Below are 21,364 nucleotides of genomic sequence, written 5' to 3' on the forward strand. Positions count from 1 at the left end.
AGATAATGGAGCATTCTGAAGTATTTCTCCAACGTTTGGGCTTACGTTACCCAATCATTCAAGCCCCTATGGCGGGCGTTTCAACACCTGAGTTGGCTGCGGCAGTTTCTGAGGCAGGGGGGCTAGGCTCATTAGGGCTTGGGGCTAGCTCTGTACCTCAAGCTAAAGCATTGATTGAGAAAACTAATGCTTTAACAGACAAACCTTTTAATGTGAATGTGTTCTGCCATTCTACCCCCGTACGTAATCGTGAGATTGAACAAGCATGGATTCATTACTTTGCCCAACAATTAGCTCAGTTTAACGTATTGCCACCTCAGCAATTAAACCAAGTTTACACATCATTCTTAGATGATCCTCACATGTTGGCACTACTGCTAGAAATGAGGCCAGCAGTTGTCAGTTTCCATTTTAATATTCCGGATAAACAGGTGATTGATCAGTTAAAAGCCCAAGGGATCTATACAATGGCGACGGCAACTTGCTTACGAGAGGCTCAGTTGATCGAGCAGGCAGGTATTGATGCCATTATCGCTCAAGGCATTGAAGCGGGTGGGCACCGAGGAATGTTTGATGTTAATGCCGAAGATGAAGCGATAACAACATTCCACTTGGTTGAATTACTAGTGAAAAATAGCCAATTACCGATTATTGCTGCGGGCGGCTTGATGGATGGGCAAGAAATTAAAACAGCTTTAGAGCAAGGAGCCGTGGCGGCTCAACTTGGTACAGCGTTTATTTTGTGCCCTGAATCAGCAGCAAATGAAGGTTACCGTCATAAGCTGAAAAGCCAAAATGCAGCGGACACGGCATTAACAGCGGCTATCTCTGGTCGACCCGCAAGAGGGATTGTGAACCAATTTATTCGTATGACACAAGCGGATGATTGTCCTGCTATACCGGATTACCCGATAGCGTATGATCTTGGAAAACAGTTGCATGCAGCAGCAAGTAAAATGGGGAGTGATGATTTTGCCGCACATTGGGCGGGCCAAAATGCGTTGAAAGCGCGAGAGATGCCAGCGAGCGTATTGGTAGAGACGCTTGTATCAGAAATGACGAAATAATGTGTAAAGTTGTAACATGTGAGAAATTTTGAAGGGTGGCAAATGATGGATCTTTTGCCACCCTGTCAATGCGTTAAGAAGTGAGAATTTCGTTCTCTTTTGCGTTCTTTGGCTCATCCGTTGCGATCCACGCAGCACAAAATAGAGTCAATCTAGCAAAGAAGTAGAAGAAGGCCATTAAGCCCAGCACCGAACCGAAAGCCGCGCCAGAAGGGGATGAGGCTAAGTTTGGTAAAATCCAAGTCATGATTGATTTAATCACTTCAAAGCCAATAGCCGCGAGTAGAGTGCCTTTCAATAAGGAAGAGCGGCGGTGCTGCATACGCGGTAAAATCCAGAAAATCCATAAGAACAGCAAGAAGTTAGCGATAATTGAAATCGTCAGACCAATCAGAGTCCAAGCCGGTTTTAACCATTCGATATTATCTAGGCCAAGCGTTCTAACAATGGTTGCTTGAGCGGAGCCTGCGACAGAGGTGAGCGTAATTGTTACGATCAAGGCGATAAGTAGGCCAATTAAGGATAGAAAATCGCGCAAATAGCGGAAATAAATTTTTTCATGTTCATCTTCATTGCGCTCCCAAACAGGGCGTGATTGCGCCAAAATGGCTAATCGTAAGTTGTTAACCCAGTTTACGCCCGAGTAAACGGCTAATGCCAAACCGGTTAAACCAACGGTAGTCCGCTGGCGGATTGCGGTATCAATGGTTCTTTCTAATGTATTGGCTAATGTCGGGTCACTGATGCTGGCAGAAATACCGCGAACTAGCCGTTCAAGTAATTCTGGGTTACTGGCTAATACAAAACCCGCTGCTGCAAAGGTAAACATTAATACAGGGATTAAAGAAAGAAACGAAAAATAGGTAATCGCAGCACCGAACTGGTTCCCCATACGATCAGTGAATCGTTGAGCAGTACGAATAAGGTGTGCAATAAAAGGAATTGCACAAATAAAATTCACTACTCGCATAGAAAATGTCAGTGCTTTTTTACTGTTATCGATGCTTTTATTGAGCTTTGATTTTAATTTACTGGCGTCTTTTTGCTCTTCTTCATGCATATTCGACATTCGTTCCCCTTTGACTCCGTATCTAATTTTACTTAATTTTCACCATACTATAGCGTAAATTTGCAAAATTCTTCACCTTAAAGCCCATTTTTATCTACAAAATAGGCTTTAAGGTCGGTTATTTCATTGCAAATGAGGACTGAATTTGGTCGGAAAAATAGAAGGTTACGAAGAATTTATAGGCCTGTTTTATAGAGCTCTAACTCCGCTTGTGCTTCTTTTAGCTCTTCTTGAGCCTCTTTTAGCTTACGTTCGCGCTTTGCGATTTTATCGCTATTTCCTTTTTGTTTTGCTTCCAATAATTCAGCTTCTCTTTCTTGTACTTTTTCTCGTTTTTCAGCCACATTTTTTTGGCTGTCACGGTAAAGCGATGTCGGCGTGCAATAGGTATTAACGTTATCAAGAGCCCTTTGCAAACCTGCAACACGGTAAGTGTTACCGTGTTTTTTGGCGTATTTTATTTGAGTTTCAATTTTCTGCTTTTTAATTTCACAGCCATTTTGTTTATTTCCTGCCGTTGCCGAAGTCCCTGCTAAAAGTAAAACCGCTGTTATCGTTGTCATGAGTGATTTATGCATTTTTTTGTCCTTAATTATATTTTAATTTTGTTTAGGATAGCTTTTTATCATGTTGAAGTCATGCCGTTTTGTCAAATTAGGAATAGTGCTAATTTTAACGAAATTTGGCTATAATGGTTCAGAATCAGAACAAATCATTCGGTCTATGTTTTATTTTACAGGCTGTCTTTAAAGAATCTATTTGATAATAGTCATATTTGGCTAGTGTTGAATTTCCTCAGGAAAGAAAAGTGTCATGTTAAGTTACCGCCATAGTTTTCATGCAGGCAACCATGCAGATGTGTTAAAACACACTGTTCAAAGCCTTATTATTGAATCTCTTAAAGAGAAAGAAAAACCTTTCCTGTATGTGGATACGCACTCGGGGGCTGGTCGCTATCAGTTAACCAGTGAGCATGCAGAAAAAACAGGTGAATATCTACAAGGGATTGCGCGCATTTGGGAACAGCCGGACTTACCAGAGGAATTGCTTCCTTATATGAATATTGTCCGTCGCATGAATGAAAATGGGCGGTTACGTTATTACCCTGGTTCGCCGCTATTAGCGAAGCACTTATTGCGTGAGCAAGACAAATTGGTGCTCACTGAGTTGCATCCTACTGATTACCCGCTATTGCGTGCAGAATTTTCTCGCGATAACCGTGCTCAGGTGTCCAAAGACGATGGTTATCAACAACTGAAAGCGAAATTACCGCCACCAAGCCGTCGCGGTTTTATGTTGATTGATCCGCCTTATGAGCTGAAATCTGATTATGAAGCTGTCGTGAAGGGGATCGTCGAAGGCTATAAACGCTTTGCGACGGGAACGTATGCGATCTGGTATCCTGTTGTATTGAGACAACAAATTAAGCGCATGATCAGTCAATTGGAAGCGACTGGGATCCGTAAAATATTGCAAATTGAATTAGCTGTACGTCCTGATAGCGATCAACGAGGCATGACGGCATCAGGTATGATTGTGATCAATCCACCATGGAAATTAGAGCAGCAGATGCAAAAAGTGCTCCCTTGGCTACACAAAACCCTCGTTCCAGAAGGAACAGGGCATACCTTAGTCGAGTGGATTGTGCCTGAATAGGCAGCCTCTATTTCATTAAGAGGAGATACCTATCTTTTATTGCTATTGTGATCAAATTGATAAATAGCATAATAGTAAGTATTAGCTTTTTAATTAATCAAAAATGGGAATAACCAAGTTATGAGCAAACATTACGACTATATTGCGATTGGTGGCGGAAGTGGCGGTATTGCTTCTATGAACCGAGCGGCAATGTATGGACAAAAGTGTGCCCTAATTGAAGCGAAAGCGTTAGGTGGAACCTGTGTGAACGTGGGATGTGTACCGAAGAAAGTGATGTGGCATGCCGCACAAATCTCTGAGGCGATCCGTGCTTATGGCCCTGACTATGGTTTTGATACCACAATTAACCGTTTTGATTGGAAAACCTTAATTGCAAGTCGTACTGCTTATATTGATCGTATCCATCAATCTTATGACCGTGTATTAGGTAATAACAAGGTCGATGTGATCAAGGGGTTTGCTCGTTTTGTCGATGCGCATACTGTTGAAGTCGATGGTGAAATTTATACCGCTGATCATATTTTAATTGCAACAGGTGGCCGTCCAGTGATCCCTGCCATTCCTGGTGCAGAATATGGCATGACATCGGACGGCTTCTTTGAGCTTGAAGATTTACCAAAACGTGTTGCGGTTGTTGGTGCTGGTTATATTGCGGTTGAATTGGCGGGTGTCTTAAATGGCCTAGGCAGTGAGGCTCATCTATTTGTCCGTAAACATGCTCCGCTACGTTCGTTTGACCCTCTGATTGTTGAAACTTTGGTTGAGGTGATGAATACCGAAGGTCCAACTCTGCATACAGAATCTGTACCAAAAGAGGTCGTCAAAAATGCCGATGGTTCTTTGACGCTGAAATTGGAAAATGGCAAAGAACAAACTGTCGACGCATTGATTTGGGCGATTGGCCGTGAACCAATGACTGATAACCTGAATATTGAAGCAGCGGGTGTTGAGCTGAATGAAAAAGGTTATATCAAAGTCGATAAATACCAAAACACCAACGTCGCGGGTGTGTATGCGGTAGGTGATAACACGGGGGCTGTTGAGTTAACACCAGTTGCGGTTGCTGCGGGTCGTCGTCTATCTGAACGTTTATTTAATAATAAGCCAGATGAACACTTAGATTACAGTAATATTCCAACCGTTGTGTTTAGCCATCCACCTATTGGTACCGTTGGTTTGACGGAGCCTGAAGCAATCGAAAAATACGGGGCGGATCAGGTTAAATGTTATAAATCTTCATTTACAGCGATGTATACCGCGGTCACTTCTCATCGTCAGCCATGCCGTATGAAATTGGTGTGTGTGGGAACGGATGAGAAAATTGTTGGTATTCATGGTATTGGCTTTGGTATGGATGAAATCTTACAAGGCTTTGCCGTTGCACTGAAGATGGGGGCAACGAAGAAAGATTTCGATAATACTGTGGCTATCCACCCAACAGCGGCAGAAGAATTTGTGACAATGCGCTAAGAGTCACCGTCACAACACGTTAAAAAGGCTGAACGTTATCCGTTCAGCCTCAGACATTTCACTCCAAATAACTAAACTCCGACGAATCCATTTAAATCATTGCCAGTGAAATACCTGAGCGTAGGGGCTATGCTGATACTATTTTATGGATCGTATTTACCGTGCCTCTACTTATTGGCTAAATCCCGTTGTGTCATGCCTAATAGCTCCCGCTATACTATTGAGTCGCACTGTTTCCATTTTTAACATATTGATTCCCTGCTTTTAATGCACCCAAAATCCAGCGGCAGGGGGCTATTGGCTTTTTTGCCACCAAGACACAATATAATCAGCGATTTGTTCTGGGTTATTGATATCTAATTGTGGCAAGGTGGTATCAATAATTTGATTGCTGGCGACGGCGATCACATGTTGGTCAATTAAGCCATCTAATGGTTTACCCACTTCCGATCTAAACAGCGCGATCTTATCGATCGTCTCATGCTTAAACCCTTCGACTAAAATCAGATCGAGGGAGCTAGGATCAAAACGGCTCGCCAAATAATGCAGGTCTAATTCGTCATCCTGAGCTGGGGTTTCGGTCATCAGCGCCCAGCGCTTTTGGCTGGCGACAAGTGTTTGATCAGCGCCCGCTTTACGTAATTCATAACTGTCCTTGCCGGGTTTATCGACATCCATATCGTGATGTGTATGTTTGACTAAACCGACGCGAACATTGCGTTGCCGTAATAATGGGATCACTTTTTTTAATAGTGTGGTTTTGCCAGTGCCACTATAGGCGGTGATGCCGAGTAGAGGTAGAGATTTTTGTTTCATGATTATTTTTGTTGTTGCTCCCAGTTGAGGCTATCTTCAGGGGTATTTAAATTAGCAAAAGAGCCTAATTGTGGAGGGAAAATCACACATTTCGCTGCTATTTCCCGCATAAAAAACATTAATTTGCGCTCTCCTTTTGCAAGGTACTCATCCAATGAGGGGGCTAATGAACGATGGAGTAAGGCAAAAGTTGGGTGGTCACGTTCAGTATCATTGGCATAACAAGCCAAGCTATCACCTTTGTGTTGAAACATGGTTGCTGCAAGCGTGAGTGGAAAAGCAGGTACATCACAAGGCACAAACAGTACCCACTCTGTGGCTGCATGATGTAACCCTGCTTGCATGCCTGCTAGTGGCCCTGCAAAATCATGATTGAGGTCAGAGATGACGGTAAATCCACTTTGTTGGTAGCGCTCTTGGTTGCGATTAGCATTGATAATCAGCGTGCCTACCTGTGGGATTAGACGTTCAATAATATGTTGATACAGTGGCTTACCGAGTAAAGGTACCAAGCCTTTATCTTCGCCTCCCATACGCCGACCTAAACCGCCTGCGAGTATGACACCCGTAATCGACTGCGTATCTAACATATTCAATTTTCCTGACTATCTTCAATAAAAGGTTTCAACATGTTCGAAAATAAATTTCGTTATAGTATTTGCCAAAATTTATTCTATTTTCCTATAAAATCAACGAATGTTCATGCGAATTAAAGTTAAACTTTACTTAGATTGACATCAATTCGCTTTTTCTCTTGTATGATAGCAATTAATTTAGCCCGAATATTCGTGATGAAGGAATAAACATGAAATGCCATCGCTTAAATGAAGTTATTGAGCTGCTGCATCCTGTATGGAAAGACAACTCAGACTTAAACTTAGTGGAATTACTACAAAAGCTGGCCGATGAGGCAGGTTTTAAAGGACCATTGTCTGAGCTAACAGATGATGTGTTGATATATCACCTGAAAATGCGTGGAAAAAGCAGTGATGAAGCGATACCGGGCTTGAAAAAAGATTATGAAGAAGACTTTAAAACCGCGTTATTGCGCGCTCGCGGCATCATAAAAGATTAATCAGAGATGAATAATATCGAACACTCTCATTTTCACTTTAGTGGGATTTCCCCTGATTTGATCCTTGATGCGTTGATGGAAGCGGGCATTTACCCTGAATCAGGATTAACAGAGCTAAATAGCTATGAGAATCGGGTTTATCAGTTTCAGGATGAAAACCGAAAACGCTTTGTCGTGAAATTCTATCGCCCCGAGCGTTGGAGCCGGTCACAAATTCAAGAAGAGCATGATTTCACATTAGAATTACAAGATGCGGGTTTATCTGTGGCTGCGCCACTGGAGTTTGCAGGGCAAACCGTGCTGGAATTTGGTGGTTTCATCTTTGCTGTTTTTCCAAGTATTGGTGGTCGCCAGTATGAAACCGATAATTTATTTCAGCTTGAAGACGTCGGGCGCTTATTAGGCCGTATTCACCAAATTGGTAAGAAAGAAACGTTTGTTTTTCGCCCAACACTGGGTGTTGCTGAGTATCTTGAGCAACCTCGCCAAATTATCGTACAAAGTGAATTGATCGCTCCAAGGTGGCAGGCCTCCATTATTGAATCACTCGATAGATTGATTACGCAAGTGAAGCAGTATTGGCCAACTATCTCATCACCAATACGTTTACAGGGGGATTGCCATCCCGGTAATATTTTGTGGCGTGATGAGGCTTGGCTGGTGGACTTTGATGATGCGCGTAATGGCCCAGCGGTACAAGATTTGTGGATGCTATTAAATGGCTCGCGTCAGGATCAATTAGTCCAACTAGATACGCTGTTAGAAGCCTATAATGAGTTTTGTGACTTTGATGTAAAAGAGCTCAAATTAATCGAGCCACTGAGAGCCATGAGAATGGTTCATTACTTAGGATGGATTATTCGCCGCTGGCAAGATCCCGCTTTTCCAAGAGCATTTTCATGGTTGCAGGATGATGATTTTTGGCAAAAACAATCCGTCGAATTTGCTCAGCAAATTGAACGATTGCAGGAAGCCCCTTTGCAGTTAAACCCTCAATTTTAATAAATAAGTGGTATTTTTTGGAGAACGTAGTATATGAAAAAAATCATGTTGGCTTTAATTGGTATTGCCATGTCATTTGGGGCAGCGGCCGCAAACTATTCAGAAGGGAAAGAGTACGTTGCTTTAAAACAACCAGTACAAAACTTACCACAAGTTTTAGAGTTCTTCTCTTTCTATTGCCCTCACTGCTATCAGTTTGAAAATGTGTATAAAGTGCCACAAACGGTAGAGAAAAACTTACCTGAAGGCGTCAAAATGGAACGTTACCACGTTGATTTCTTAGGCCCATTAGGGAAAAACCTCACCCAATCTTGGGCAGTGGCAATCGTTCTAAAAGTTGAAGATAAAGTGACGCCAATTCTGTTTGAAGGTATTCAAAAAACACAATCTATTCGTACGGTAGACGATATCCGTAACGCCTTTATTAAAGCAGGTGTGAGTGGTGAAGAGTATGATGCTGCACTAAACAGCTTCGTTGTAAAATCTTTAGTCGCTAAACAACAAAACGCAGCGCAAGATCTAAAACTACGTGGTGTGCCAGCGATGTTTGTTGATGGTAAATACCAAATCCGTAATGATGGCATTGCGGTCGATAAAGCCGAAGATTATGGGCAAGAGTTTTCTAAAGTTGTGAACTATCTGCTCGACAAAAAATAATCTCTCCTTGTGGCGGCGTGACTCGCCGCCACATTCATAATTATTCACGTTCCGTAATCAATATCCACAATACGTTTAAAATCCTTTTTTTGAGCTAGATCAAGCGATTTTCGTCTAACTCATTGATTTTATTTTCTTGTTTAACCCCTTGATCTTTTCTTAGTCATTGAATCTAAGGCATAACATTATTTTGCTCACAGAGTTATCCACAGGTTATATCGGTCAAAATAGGGTAGCGAAGGAGTAAAATGACGATTTAATTTATTTAATTGAGTAGGGGGAGGATTGTTGATGAAGTTGAAACTCGACGTGTATCTAAGCGCACATTGTGGCATCCTATTATTATTCATTCCTGACAAAAAGATGATGACAGATTATGGCTCAGATAGCAGAAAATCCCCTTATATTGGTAGATGGTTCATCTTACCTGTACCGTGCTTATCATGCATTCCCACCACTGACTAACAGTGCGGGCGAACCGACAGGAGCCATGTATGGTGTGCTCAATATGTTGCGTAGCTTGATTATGCAATATAAGCCAAGTCATGTGGCCGTCGTCTTTGATGCCAAAGGAAAAACATTCCGTGATGAGCTGTTTGAGAGTTATAAATCACACCGCCCACCGATGCCAGATGATTTGCGTGAGCAAATAGCGCCATTGCATGAAATGGTCGAAGCGATGGGACTACCGTTGCTGGTGGTTTCCGGTGTTGAAGCGGACGATGTCATTGGTACTCTTGCGAGGCAAGCGAGTCAAAAAGGGATCCCTGTCTTGATCAGCACAGGCGATAAAGATATGGCTCAATTGGTTGAGCCTAATATCACCTTGATCAATACCATGACCAATACCATTTTAGGCCCTCAAGAAGTTGAGGATAAATATGGGGTTCCGCCAGAGCTGATCATCGACTTCCTCGCATTGATGGGCGACTCTTCCGATAATATTCCAGGCGTTCCCGGTGTGGGCGAAAAAACGGCACTTGCTTTGCTGCAAGGCATTGGCAGTTTAAAAGAGATTTACGACTCTTTAGATAAAATCGCCCCACTTGGCTTTAGAGGCTCGAAAACATTAGCCCCGAAAATGGAAGAGAATCGCGAGGTTGCTTTCCTTTCATACCAATTAGCGACCATCAAAACCGATGTGGAGCTAGAAAAAAGCTGCGAAGAACTTGCGATCTCCGAGCCAGACACAGACAAACTTTACCAGTTGTTTAGCCGTTATGAGTTTAAACGCTGGTTAGCGGATGTTGAGAATGGCACGTGGATGGATGGTAAAAGTGGTAAAAGTAGTGCGCCAGCGGCAAGTAAAACAGAAAAGAAAATTGAAGCCGTCATGGCAGCACCGACGTTGAGTGCGGAAAACTATCAAACTATTTTGGAAAAAGCGGATTTAGACCGCTGGATAGAAAAACTCACGTCAGCCTCAATCTTTGCCTTTGATACTGAAACGGACAGTTTGGATACACAAGAAGCGCGTTTAGTTGGGATGTCATTTGCCATTGAACCCGGCTATGCGGCCTATTTGCCATTAGGTCATGATTATCTTGATGCACCAGTGCAACTCCCATTAAATGATGTGTTGGCTGCCATGAAGCCGATATTGGAAAATGATAAAATACTCAAAATAGGTCAGAACTTAAAATATGACGCTGAGGTTTTACTCAACTACGATATTGAACTGAAAGGTATTGCATTTGATACCATGCTGGAATCCTATGTGCTAAATAGCGTAGCGGGTATGGGGCGCCATGATATGGATAGCCTAGCTGAACGGCACCTTAACCATAAAACGGTCTCTTTTGAAGAGATTGCAGGGAAGGGGAAAAAGCAGCTGACATTCAATCAAATAGCGCTTGAGCAGGCAGCCAATTACGCGGCAGAAGATGCCGATGTGACGTTATTGCTTCATCAAGCACTGTATCCTCAATTAGAGGCTGAGCCTAAACTGAATCACGTTTTTCGTGAAATTGAAATGCCATTAGTGCCTGTTCTTGTCAGAATGGAGCGTAAAGGGGTATTAATCGATGCTGCGGTACTAGCGGCCCAATCGAAAGAGATTACTGCGCGTTTGGCAGAATTGGAGAAAGAGGCATTTGAGCTTGCGGGTGAAGAGTTCAATCTTGCTTCAACCAAACAATTACAAACGATTCTGTTTGAAAAGCTACAACTGCCTGTAGTGAAAAAAACACCGAGTGGTGCACCGTCTACCAACGAAGAAGTGCTTGAGGAGTTGGCTCTAAATCACGCCCTACCTAAACTCTTGCTTGAGCACCGTAGTCTCGCAAAACTGAAATCAACCTATACCGACAAGTTGCCGTTGATGATCAGCCCGAAAACTCAACGGGTACACACCTCGTATCATCAAGCAGTGACAGCGACAGGGCGCTTATCATCTCGAGACCCCAATTTACAAAATATTCCGGTTAGGACGGAAGAAGGTCGCCGTATCCGCCAAGCATTTATTGCACGCAAAGGCTACAAAGTAGTGGCCGCGGACTATTCGCAAATCGAATTACGTATTATGGCGCATCTATCGCAAGATAAAGGGCTATTAACGGCGTTTGCTGAAGGCAAAGATATTCACCGTGCAACGGCAGCAGAGGTATTTGGTGTACCACTGGATGAAGTGACAAGTGATCAGCGTCGTAGTGCAAAAGCGATTAACTTCGGTTTGATTTATGGTATGAGCGCATTTGGTCTTGCTCGACAGTTAGGCATTCCTCGTGGTGAAGCTCAGCGTTATATGGACCTCTATTTTGAACGTTATCCAGGCGTGCTGCGCTATATGGAAAATACGCGCCATCAAGCGGCTGAGCAGGGGTATGTTGAAACGTTAGAAGGGCGTCGCTTGTATCTTGCCGACATTAAGTCAAGTAATGGAATGCGTCGTAAAGCGGCTGAGCGTGAGGCTATTAACGCACCGATGCAAGGTACGGCAGCAGATATTATCAAGAAAGCGATGATCGCGGTGGATGCTTGGTTACAGGCCGAAAAACCGCATGCAGACATGCTAATGCAGGTGCATGATGAATTAGTTTTCGAAGTCAAAGAGTCAGAGCTTGATAGTGTGACCACCAAAATACGTGAGTTGATGGAACAAAGTATGCAACTTGATGTACCGTTGAAGGTTGATGTCGGTATTGGTGATAACTGGGATGAAGCCCACTAGTTAGAGTCTGAACTGAGTCGGATAATGCTTAATTCGACTCAGTTTTATTTAGTCATATTATCTATTGTGAAATTATATATTATTCTATTAATACTAATACATAACTAAGTACAGATGAATATTTGGATGTTCTTTCACTAGCCATGATTTTCATTTGGGTATTAGGCTCAATAATTCCAGACCAAGATGATATACTGATTAAAGTAACTCCATATTGATTATAACGTGTATCAACTTCAGCAATTGCAACTTGCTTTCCATTGATATCTAGACGGTGATGGGCTTTTGTTTTTTGCCCTCTACTCGATGCCATCAATTTTGGAATGGTTATTTTCCTTTTTTGTGGTGAAGGAGAAATGATTAACGCTTCTCCATTTTTAATGCAATACATTTCATTTACTTTCACTGTTTATTTCCTTGAGCTCATTTTTACTTTAAAATCAATAATGGCATAGAAAATGATGAGTGATAAAAATGAAATTTATTAAGTTTTAATTAAAATAAATTATTTAATATTAAATAATTCGAATGCTAATTATTGCATTGTTGGTTCATAAATTGATATTTCATTGCCTAGCATTTTATTGATACGCTGAATGCTATTTTCGTTTAAGGAACCTTGTAAATATTCCATTTTTAATTGGTTGATTAAATAATCATATTGGGCATTCGATAAATTTTTTTTCGACTGATAGAGGGCGGCAGTTGCAGATAGTACATCGACAATAGTGCGTGTTCCTACTTGATAACCCGCTTCTGTGGCATCTAATGAGCTTTGTGTTGAAATGATTAGTTGCTTATAGGCATTAATACTACTTATTGACGACAATAGATTATTGTATGAAGAGTTAACTTGCTGGATGACGTTTCGATTATCACTTTCAAGTTGCTCTGTTGCAGCCTCAAAACCATACTGAGCTTGCTTAACTTGAGAATTAACCGTATTTCCTTGATAGATTGGTAAATTTAACGAGAGGGCTGCATTGTTTTTCCCTGAATGGTTATTTATTTTATGCTGGCTTTCGATACTATTCTTATCTAGCCGAGTGTTATTGATGGCTGTAGAAGCATCTAAAGTGACTATAGGTAAATGCCCGCTTTTGGCGAGGGATATTTTATCATTTGATATTTCTTGTGACAGGCGAGCTTTTAATAAGCTCAGGTTTTTAATTCGCGCATTTTCAAGTAGAAATGTGATATTATCTGGTTTGGTGAGTTGTAACTTATTAATATTGAGTTTTGCTAATTGAGTATATCGTACTCCACTGATTTTTCTTAATACCTCAACTGAATTCTTCAATTCGTTGTAACCTAGAACCTCTTGAGCAATGATACTGTCATAGTTAGCTCTCGCATTTTGTACGTCAGTGATGGTCGTTAGCCCTACATTAAAGCGTTGTGTGGTTTGATCTAACTGATGATAAACCGCGAGTTTATGGGCTTTTATGTAAGTGAGGGCATCAATAGACTTTAATATATTAAAGTAAGAGATAGCCGTTTCTAACAGCAGATCTTGCTGGCTTATTTGATAGTTAATATCTGAAATAGCTGCATGTTTTTCTTGAATAGATAGTGATTTCCACTTAGATATATCAATTATAGATTGTGTCATTTGTAGGGATAATTCGGTGTTTTTAATATTTTTATTATCATCTGTACCATCATTGTTTTTATAGTTTGAATTAGCTTTTAATTTTAATTGAGGGAGTAATGAGCTACGCTCTTCATCTATTTTTTTATAGGCTTGATAACGTTCACTTTCTGTTTTTTTTAATGTGGGGTTGTTATCTTTCGTTATTTTATAAACTTGCAATAAATCCTCTGCGTTACAATTATAACCTATAATTATTGAAATTATTAAAATAAATAATTTAATTATTTTATTCATTAGTATTAATTCCTAATTAATTTTTTACAGTTTAGTCTAAATGGGATTTAAGAAAGAGGTTTTAATTAAATTATAGCTCAGCCATTAAAATGTAAATATAAAAAACCACATTTAAAAGTTTAATTTAATGTATATGTTTTGCTATATGAGCTAACTTGATTAAGTTAGTGTAAAAAATGAGACTATTTTACTGTCGAACGTAATGTGCATTTACTACCTAAGAACGATTGTCACAGTACATTTTTTTACCTCAATATAGCGTTCATGTAACGTAATATCTTTTATGGCGACAGACTTATCTCAGAGCCAAAGGATTAATCATGGAACGCTTATTTTCTCCAACTGCATTTCAAGGGCAGGTCGTGCTAGTTACTGGTGGGGCTCAAGGTATTGGTTTAGCGATTGTTGAAGCCTTTGCTCAATTAGGGGCTTGCGTGATTATGGCTGATTTGCAGTTACAAAAGGCGCAAGCAGCCGCAGCTTCATTAGTAGCAAAAGGGTTTAACGTTCAGGCGGAAGGTTGTGACTGTGCAAAGCAGCAACAAATAACAGCCTTGGTTGCAAAAATAGATCGCGAATATCATCAATTAGATGTTGTTATCCATAATGCAGCTTATTTTCCGCTAACAGAATTTATGCAAATTGATGAGGCTTTATTACAACAGACACTGAGTGTTAATTTAATGGCGCCTTTTTATTTGGCTCAAGCGGCTCAACCGATTATGAAAAGGCAGGGAAGAGGGCGTATTTTAATCACCTCATCTGTCACTGGTCCTAAAGTCGCTTACCCAGGGCTTGCGCATTATGCCGCCTCTAAAGCGGGGGTTAATGGTTTTATTAAGTCAGCCGCATTGGAGTTGGCTCCTTTTGGGATAACGGTGAATGGCGTTGAGCCGGGGATGATACGAACACCTGCGATGGAAAACTTAGGGGATGAGCAATTGAATCAAAGGATTGCTCGTGCTGTACCACTAGGGCGTTTAGGGGAAGCAGAAGATATTGCTGCCGCTATGGTATTTTTAGCCTCACAAGCCGCGGGATATATGACAGGACAGACTATTGTCGTTGATGGCGGAGCATTACTTCCCGAAAGCGTATTGTCATCAGCGGATATAAAACAATAGAGGCGAGCTTGCTTATTCTCTGAGTCATCAATAATGGCGTCAACCTATTCGCCGATTCGATAAAACACTCTTCTTATTTTCTTTATCGCATGTTGCCATATAGATGCGATAAAGCTTATTTCTGTCTGTTATTTGAACAAAATACGCGTTATTACCTAATGAGATAAAAAATTTACATTACATATTAATGCGACTTGGCTCTCATAAATATGTAATAAAAATACGTTTTTTGGCTATTATCATGATGTTTTATTCGCTGAATCGTAGTAAGCATTGAAAAAAAATTACAGAAAAGCTTTTTTTCGCGTAAAAAATCAAGTAAAGTATAAGGCGTAGGGTACAGAGGTAAGATGTTCTATCTTTCAGACCTTTTACTTCACGTAATCGGATTTAGCTGAATATTAGCTGCTCCAGTCAAAATTTTGACTGGAGCATTTTTTTATCCAAACTTTGTGTAAAGTTATCGTGCTTGCCGTTGTGCGCCGAGTGACGCACAAGGATCGAAATGGATCAAATTGGCGTGCTATACCAGCTATCAAGTTTGAGACGCAATTTATCAATACCGATTTTTTTCAATGCTGAAAAATATTCGACTTCGACGTCTCCCCCTAATGGAGAGAGTGCTTGGCGGACTTCCATTAATTGTTTTTTGCGTGCGCCAGAAGCGAGTTTATCTGCCTTAGTCAAAAGGACTAATACAGGAATTTCCATCGCAATAGACCATTCAATCATTTGCATATCAAGGTCTTTTAGTGGATGACGAATATCCATCAATACGACAAGACCTTTAATACACTCCCTTTTTTGTAGGTATTCACCAAGCGCTTTTTGCCATTTGCGTTTCATCTCTTCCGGCACTTCGGCATAGCCATAACCCGGTAAGTCGACAAGACGAATGCCTTCTTCCACTTCGAACAGGTTAATTAACTGTGTCCGTCCAGGCGTTTTACTGGTGCGAGCAAGGCTTTTTTGTTGTGTAAGCGCGTTTAGTGCGCTGGATTTACCTGCATTGGAGCGGCCTGCAAAGGCAACTTCTATACCCGTATCTTTTGGTAGATGACGGATATCGGGTGCACTGATGACAAATTTTGTCATATGGTAGTTATGGTTTTTGATTGTCATAGGTTGTTCTCCCTGAGTTGACCTTTTGAGGCTGAGGGATTATAGCGACTGGTGGCAGACAAACAAAGCCAAAATTGCGATAGAGCAGTAGCTGTTTGCTTTTGAAACAACGATTTTACGTACATATTGGGCGTCATCTGACAGTTTTTGATGATTACTCGCTTATCTGACGTAAATAAAGGTAAATCTTTAGCAATATATTCAGCTTAGCTCTAGAATTGGTGAATTGTACTCGTCATACTTCCAGTTGCAGCTTTGTTGGCTATGTCTATTCACATGAGTCACATATTTGCTTATGCGCTTAGCTGCACCTCGAACTATTTCGAGTATAATTAAGTCATTTAGCTATAGCGAAAGGGATCTTGAATGTTAAAACGAATTTTTGTGCCTTTACTGGCGGTCTGTGCTATCAGCGCATCTTCTCTAGCATTAGCTGCGGGTGAAACGTATGTTAAATTAGTCACCTCAGCAGGTAATATTGAATTAGAACTGAATAATAAAAAAGCACCTGTGACCACTGAGAACTTTCTACAATATGTGAATGAAGGTTATTACAACGGAACAACGTTTCACCGTGTTATTCCTGGTTTTATGATCCAGGGTGGCGGTTTTAACAAAGATCTTCAGCAAAAGCAGACTCGTGCTCCAATTAAAAATGAAGCAGATAACGGTTTGCGCAATTTACGTGGAACCATTTCTATGGCACGTACAGCGAATAAAGACAGTGCGACCAGCCAGTTTTTTATTAATGTCGCTGACAATGCTTTCTTAGATCACGGTCAACGTGATTTTGGTTACGCTGTTTTTGGTAAAGTGGTAAAAGGCATGGATGTAGTGGATAAAATCTCTAAAGTAAAAACAGAGAATGTTGGTCCATATCAAAATGTGCCTGTTGAACCAATATCAATTATTTCTGCGGAAGTCATTAAAAAGCCATAATAGATAGAGTGGGTAGGTCGCTAGTATTTACCCACTTATATTATTTCTCATGTATAAGGCTGTATCACTGTGAGTGCTATTTATGTAGTGATGTACTCACAGAGTATATTTCCTCATTAATTAGAATTTATTTTCTTTTTCCCTTCTCTTTTTTTCATTCTTTTCTTCTTATCAACCTGCTAGTTATTTTTACATAAATTCAATTTTGTGATCTTGCTCACCGCGCGGTTTGAAAACGGTTTGTTTGACATTTTTTCTTCGTGTTTCGTTGTTAATACATTTACTAACTTAAATATTGGCCTTTGCTAGGCATTTGCATGAAAAAATAAGTCAATCAATTGAAAGCGGTGCCTTTCGATTTGAATGGAATCGAAAGGTTTTTTGAGGTTTTTTGCTCTAAAAATGAACTTTAACAAGGATCACATTTTCGATTGACTCACTCTGCTGTAATTCAGATATGTTGTTAGCATGGTCAATCGTGATAACAAGGTGATGTTTTTCGGAGTGATAAACATGAGTACAGATACCGTAAAAAGACGTGAATGCATCATGGATATGTTGTGCCAAGAAGGGAGTGTTCGTGTCGATGCTTTAAGCAAACAGTTTAATGTTTCTAGCGTCACTATTCGTAATGATTTACGTTATCTGGAAAAAAAGGGTTGTGCCTTACGCTCTTATGGCGGCGCAATGGTGAATCATAAATTTGCTTTTGATAGACCGTTACAAGTGAAAGGTCGCATGGATCGAGAAATTAAAACTCGTATTGCCAAAAAAGCGGCGGAATTTGTGAATGATGGGGATTCTCTCATCATTGATTCAGGCTCAACAACAGCAGAAATCGTTCCTTTTTTAAAACACCACCGTGATTTAGTCGTGATGACTAATGCTCTCAATATCGCATACGAACTGGCCGGTTTCGACAGCGTAGATGTTATGGTTCTTGGTGGACACGTACGCAAAAATTCTTATTCCCTTTATGGTCCTGCCGCCGAACAGCAGTTATCACAGTACCGTTTTGATACGTTGTTTCTTGGGGTAGATGGCTTTGATCTTGAAGCTGGGATCACCACACCGAATAGCGGAGAAGCGCATCTCAACCGTGTGATGTGTGATGTGGCACATCAAATTATCGCTGTAGCAGATGGCACTAAATTTGGGCGAAAGAGTTTTTGTTTAATACGCGAAGCTAGACTGATCCATCGTCTTATTACTGATAGCCGCATTCCACTTCATTATCGCCAAGCTTTAACGGCATTTGGTGTAGAAGTCATTGTTGTTGATGAATAAGGCATATCTATTTTAATTCTTAATTAAAAACGCAACGTTTTTAATCATATCTGAGTTATTTGGAGATATTATGCAGCCGCTATTACAGCTGATCCATCGCCATAAATCTGGCGAGGACGTTGGGGTTTACTCTGTCTGTTCCGCACACCCTTGGGTTCTAGAAAGTGCGATTCGTTTTGCTAAACAACGTAACTCTTCAGTATTAATTGAAGCCACTTCTAACCAAGTTAACCAGTTCGGTGGCTATACCGGTATGCTTCCTTGCGATTTTCGTGAAATGGTATGGAAAATCGCCGATCGATTGGCTTTCCCACGTGAAAAAGTGTGGTTAGGCGGCGATCATTTAGGCCCTAATGCATGGCAAAACCGTTGCGCTGATGAGGCGATGCAACTATCAGAAACACTCATTTATGATTATGTTGCGGCAGGCTTTCGTAAAATTCACCTTGATTGTTCAATGTCTTGTGCTGATGACCCTATTCCTTTGAGCGATGACGTTGTCGCTTCCCGTGCGGCAAGGCTATGCCAAGTGGCTGAACGTAGCTGGCAAGATCATGGTGGTGAAGCCCCTGTTTATGTTATTGGCACAGAAGTTCCTGTGCCGGGCGGTGCGAAAGAATCGATGGATGGATTACAAGTAACATCGCCCGAAGCTGCTAAAACCACATTGTCTATCCATAAAAATAAATGGCAAGAGCATGGGTTAGCCGATGTGTGGCCCCGAGTGATTGCCTTGGTTGTTCAGCCAGGGGTCGAATTTGATCATCACAATGTTGAACATTATCAACCTGAAAAAGCGAAAGCACTTAGCCAATTTATCGAATCAGTTCCCCATCTTGTTTATGAAGCACACTCTACCGATTACCAAGCACTAAAGGCGTATCGTCAGTTAGTCCGCGACCATTTTGCGATCTTAAAAGTTGGCCCTGCATTAACGTTTGCTTTACGTGAAGGGTTATTTGCACTCGATAAATTAGATCGTGAATGGAATGGTGAGCGTGATGCTGCCCATTTACACGCAACCCTCGAACAAATTATGAATGAGCAGCCAGAGCGTTGGAGCCCTTATTACAAAGGGAATGCTCATCAGCAATACATCGACAGACAATATAGCTTAAGTGACCGTATTCGCTATTACTGGGCGGAGCCTGAAGTTGAAAAAGCAGTGGCGAAATTATTGGACAATTTACGGCAAAACCCAGTACCGATTTCGATGCTGAGCCAATACCTACCAGAGCAGGCCGAAGCCGTTAAAGTCGGTGACTTAGAGAATGACCCAAAAGCGTGGGTCATGGATAAGGTTCGAAGCGTATTACTTCAATATGCGTTGGCATGTGAATCACAGTCAAAAGGAGCGGTGGCATGAAGGAAATATTGTCATATTCACAATCATGGTTAGAGCAGCACGGCGCTCTGTTTACTGCACAAGAAATTACTCATCAGCCCCGCTTATGGCGTGAATTATATCGGGAGTTAGCGGCTAAATCGGAGCAATGGCAACCGTTTTTATCTGAACTGCTCGCCAAGCCGGATTTACAAATTGTGTTATGTGGTGCTGGGTCGTCTGCCTTTGCAGGGAAAGCCATGGCACCTTGGTTACGTGAATATTGTGGATTAGACGTACATGCGTATGCATCTACCGATATTGTACCAACACCTTGGCATTACCTCGATAAACATAAACCGACATTATTAGTTTCTTATGCTCGCTCGGGTAACAGTCCTGAAAGTGTTGGTGTCGTAGAGCTGGCAGATGAGCTACTCGACGATGTTTATCACCTTATGTTGACCTGTAATCCAGATGGCGCTTTGGCACGTTATGCGGAAGGGAAAAAGCATGTTTGCTCTTTAATCATGCCCGATGGTTCTCATGATAGCAGCTTTGCCATGACCTCAAGCTTTAGCTGTATGACATTAGCGACATTATTACTATTTGGTGTTCAAGATTTTACTCAAGCACGTAGTTATGTTGAAGAGATTGCCACACTTGCAGAAACCGGCATTCCACAATGGTTGCCGATGATCCAAGGCATGACAGGAAATGGTTTTAGTCGAATGGTTGTGCTTGGCTCAAGTTGTTTTACGGGGATTGCCGAAGAAGGGGCGCTGAAGATGTTAGAGCTCACATCGGGGAAAGTTGCAACGCGCTTTGATTCAACATTAGGGGTTCGCCATGGCCCTAAATTTATGATTGATAAAGAAACATTGGTAATAGTGATGTTATCAGCCGAAGAGTATTGCCGTCACTATGATATAGATTTGCTCAATGAGCTGAAACATGACCAGCGGGCAAAACACATTGTGGCATTGAGTAGTTTACCTTTAGAGCAGGCCGTCGTGCTTGATAGCCCACTCAATGATATTTGGTTGATATTTCCTTATCTCGTCTTTTTACAGCTTTTGTCATTTGAAGCTTCTCTCAATCATGGTTTATCACCGGATAACCCTTGTCCGACGGGGGAAGTGAATCGTGTTGTTAAAGGTGTTCAGCTATACCCATACAAATCAACAAAATAATAATAGGAGTGAGTATGTCTACCCCAAATATATTGATGACTCGTATCGATAATCGTTTGATCCATGGTCAAGTTGGCGTGACTTGGACAAATTCTCTTGGTGCTAATTTAGTGGTTGTTGCAAATGATGAAGCCGCCGTTGATCCCGTTGCTCAATCTTTGATGGATATGGTGGTTTCCGATGGTGTACAAACTCGCTATTTTACGCTGCAAAAAACCATTGATGTGATCCATAAGGCTGCGGATCGACAAAAGATTTTTATCGTTTGTAAAACGCCTCAAGATGTACTCACCCTAGTTCAAGGTGGAGTTCCTATCAAATTTGTCAATGTTGGCAATATGCACTTTATCGAAGGTAAAAAACAAATTCATAAAACGGTCTCTGTGGATGATAGCGATATTAATGCATTCCGCGAATTAGAAAAATTAGGGATCACTTGTGAAATTCGTCGTGTACCTGATGAGGCGGGGGAAGCCGTCTCTAAGCTAATTAGCTAAGGAGGT

The 21,364-nt window shown here is 41.3% G+C and carries 21 protein-coding genes; 14 read left to right on the plus strand and 7 right to left on the minus strand.

Annotated features, from left to right (window positions below; translation table 11 throughout):
• Positions 1-5: 5 nt before the first annotated feature.
• Positions 6-1,067, plus strand: a complete 1,062-nt coding sequence (locus PSF11_RS16755) for an NAD(P)H-dependent flavin oxidoreductase (protein ID WP_036942188.1) — start codon at positions 6-8, stop codon at positions 1,065-1,067.
• 73 nt (positions 1,068-1,140) lie between these two features.
• Here the strand turns inward: PSF11_RS16755 and yhjD are convergent, their stop codons facing one another.
• Together yhjD and PSF11_RS16765 are read right to left on the minus strand one after the other, a co-directional pair.
• Complete coding sequence (gene yhjD / locus PSF11_RS16760; RefSeq protein ID WP_014656980.1) at positions 1,141-2,136, minus strand: inner membrane protein YhjD; 996 nt, start codon at positions 2,134-2,136, stop codon at positions 1,141-1,143.
• Between the two features lie 176 nt (positions 2,137-2,312).
• Complete coding sequence (locus PSF11_RS16765; protein WP_004923780.1) at positions 2,313-2,714, minus strand: DUF1090 domain-containing protein; 402 nt, start codon at positions 2,712-2,714, stop codon at positions 2,313-2,315.
• A 235-nt stretch (positions 2,715-2,949) separates the two neighbouring features.
• Between PSF11_RS16765 and PSF11_RS16770 the strand changes: the two genes are divergently transcribed.
• Both PSF11_RS16770 and gorA read left to right on the plus strand, forming a co-directional pair.
• Complete coding sequence (locus PSF11_RS16770) at positions 2,950-3,792, plus strand: 23S rRNA (adenine(2030)-N(6))-methyltransferase RlmJ (RefSeq protein WP_004923787.1); 843 nt, start codon at positions 2,950-2,952, stop codon at positions 3,790-3,792.
• Between the two features lie 120 nt (positions 3,793-3,912).
• On the plus strand, positions 3,913-5,265 hold the full coding sequence (gorA, locus tag PSF11_RS16775; RefSeq protein ID WP_004923788.1) for a glutathione-disulfide reductase: 1,353 nt from the start codon (positions 3,913-3,915) through the stop codon (positions 5,263-5,265).
• Between the two features lie 294 nt (positions 5,266-5,559).
• Here the strand turns inward: gorA and mobB are convergent, their stop codons facing one another.
• Both mobB and mobA read right to left on the minus strand, forming a co-directional pair.
• Positions 5,560-6,081: a molybdopterin-guanine dinucleotide biosynthesis protein MobB gene (mobB, locus tag PSF11_RS16780; RefSeq protein WP_004923791.1), complete on the minus strand. Its 522-nt coding sequence runs from the start codon at positions 6,079-6,081 to the stop codon at positions 5,560-5,562.
• Between the two features lie 2 nt (positions 6,082-6,083).
• Positions 6,084-6,671 (minus strand): molybdenum cofactor guanylyltransferase MobA, encoded by a 588-nt coding sequence (mobA, locus tag PSF11_RS16785; protein WP_004923792.1) that lies wholly within the window; start codon positions 6,669-6,671, stop codon positions 6,084-6,086.
• A gap of 215 nt (positions 6,672-6,886) precedes the next feature.
• On the opposite strand from mobA, the gene PSF11_RS16790 reads away from it, so the two are divergent.
• The 4 genes from PSF11_RS16790 to polA all read left to right on the plus strand — a co-directional run bounded on the left by PSF11_RS16790 (position 6,887) and on the right by polA (position 11,984).
• On the plus strand, positions 6,887-7,156 hold the full coding sequence (locus tag PSF11_RS16790; protein WP_004923794.1) for a YihD family protein: 270 nt from the start codon (positions 6,887-6,889) through the stop codon (positions 7,154-7,156).
• Between the two features lie 6 nt (positions 7,157-7,162).
• Entirely contained in the window at positions 7,163-8,158 is a 996-nt protein-coding gene (locus tag PSF11_RS16795) for a serine/threonine protein kinase (RefSeq protein WP_004923797.1), read from the plus strand.
• Positions 8,159-8,191: 33 nt separating this feature from the next.
• Positions 8,192-8,815, plus strand: a complete 624-nt coding sequence (gene dsbA / locus PSF11_RS16800; protein WP_004923800.1) for a thiol:disulfide interchange protein DsbA — start codon at positions 8,192-8,194, stop codon at positions 8,813-8,815.
• Positions 8,816-9,191: 376 nt separating this feature from the next.
• Positions 9,192-11,984: a DNA polymerase I gene (gene polA / locus PSF11_RS16805; protein ID WP_072502590.1), complete on the plus strand. Its 2,793-nt coding sequence runs from the start codon at positions 9,192-9,194 to the stop codon at positions 11,982-11,984.
• A 79-nt stretch (positions 11,985-12,063) separates the two neighbouring features.
• On the opposite strand, the gene PSF11_RS16810 is transcribed toward polA, so the two are convergent.
• Together PSF11_RS16810 and tolC are read right to left on the minus strand one after the other, a co-directional pair.
• Positions 12,064-12,390, minus strand: coding sequence for a hypothetical protein (locus PSF11_RS16810; protein ID WP_004923806.1), 327 nt, complete (start codon positions 12,388-12,390; stop codon positions 12,064-12,066).
• A gap of 129 nt (positions 12,391-12,519) precedes the next feature.
• Positions 12,520-13,872, minus strand: coding sequence for an outer membrane channel protein TolC (gene tolC, locus PSF11_RS16815; protein ID WP_272682838.1), 1,353 nt, complete (start codon positions 13,870-13,872; stop codon positions 12,520-12,522).
• A 320-nt stretch (positions 13,873-14,192) separates the two neighbouring features.
• Here tolC and PSF11_RS16820 point away from each other — a divergent pair, with 320 nt between their 5' ends.
• Together PSF11_RS16820 and PSF11_RS21385 are read left to right on the plus strand one after the other, a co-directional pair.
• Positions 14,193-14,996, plus strand: coding sequence for an SDR family oxidoreductase (locus PSF11_RS16820; RefSeq protein ID WP_072502589.1), 804 nt, complete (start codon positions 14,193-14,195; stop codon positions 14,994-14,996).
• 350 nt (positions 14,997-15,346) lie between these two features.
• Positions 15,347-15,394 (plus strand): hypothetical protein, encoded by a 48-nt coding sequence (locus tag PSF11_RS21385; protein WP_438361642.1) that lies wholly within the window; start codon positions 15,347-15,349, stop codon positions 15,392-15,394.
• Positions 15,395-15,506: 112 nt separating this feature from the next.
• On the opposite strand, the gene yihA is transcribed toward PSF11_RS21385, so the two are convergent.
• Positions 15,507-16,118: a ribosome biogenesis GTP-binding protein YihA/YsxC gene (gene yihA / locus PSF11_RS16825; protein WP_004923816.1), complete on the minus strand. Its 612-nt coding sequence runs from the start codon at positions 16,116-16,118 to the stop codon at positions 15,507-15,509.
• 366 nt (positions 16,119-16,484) lie between these two features.
• Between yihA and ppiA the strand changes: the two genes are divergently transcribed.
• From ppiA to agaV, 5 genes are all read left to right on the plus strand, one after another.
• Positions 16,485-17,057, plus strand: a complete 573-nt coding sequence (gene ppiA / locus PSF11_RS16830; RefSeq protein WP_014656974.1) for a peptidylprolyl isomerase A — start codon at positions 16,485-16,487, stop codon at positions 17,055-17,057.
• Between the two features lie 513 nt (positions 17,058-17,570).
• Positions 17,571-18,344: a transcriptional repressor AgaR gene (agaR, locus tag PSF11_RS16835; RefSeq protein WP_014656973.1), complete on the plus strand. Its 774-nt coding sequence runs from the start codon at positions 17,571-17,573 to the stop codon at positions 18,342-18,344.
• Positions 18,345-18,414: 70 nt separating this feature from the next.
• Complete coding sequence (locus PSF11_RS16840) at positions 18,415-19,710, plus strand: D-tagatose-bisphosphate aldolase, class II, non-catalytic subunit (RefSeq protein ID WP_061064624.1); 1,296 nt, start codon at positions 18,415-18,417, stop codon at positions 19,708-19,710.
• A complete protein-coding gene (locus PSF11_RS16845) occupies positions 19,707-20,861 on the plus strand; it encodes an SIS domain-containing protein (protein ID WP_004923826.1) in 1,155 nt (384 codons plus the stop codon). Before PSF11_RS16840 ends, PSF11_RS16845 begins: the two co-directional genes overlap by 4 nt.
• Before the next feature lie 14 nt (positions 20,862-20,875).
• The gene (agaV, locus tag PSF11_RS16850; RefSeq protein ID WP_014656972.1) at positions 20,876-21,358 is read left to right on the plus strand and encodes a PTS N-acetylgalactosamine transporter subunit IIB; all 483 of its coding nucleotides are present in this window, start codon (positions 20,876-20,878) and stop codon (positions 21,356-21,358) included.
• Positions 21,359-21,364: the final 6 nt, after the last annotated feature.

The sequence above is a fragment of the Providencia sp. PROV119 genome (assembly GCF_028482435.1).
In the GTDB taxonomy this organism is placed as follows: Bacteria; Pseudomonadota; Gammaproteobacteria; order Enterobacterales; family Enterobacteriaceae; genus Providencia; species Providencia stuartii.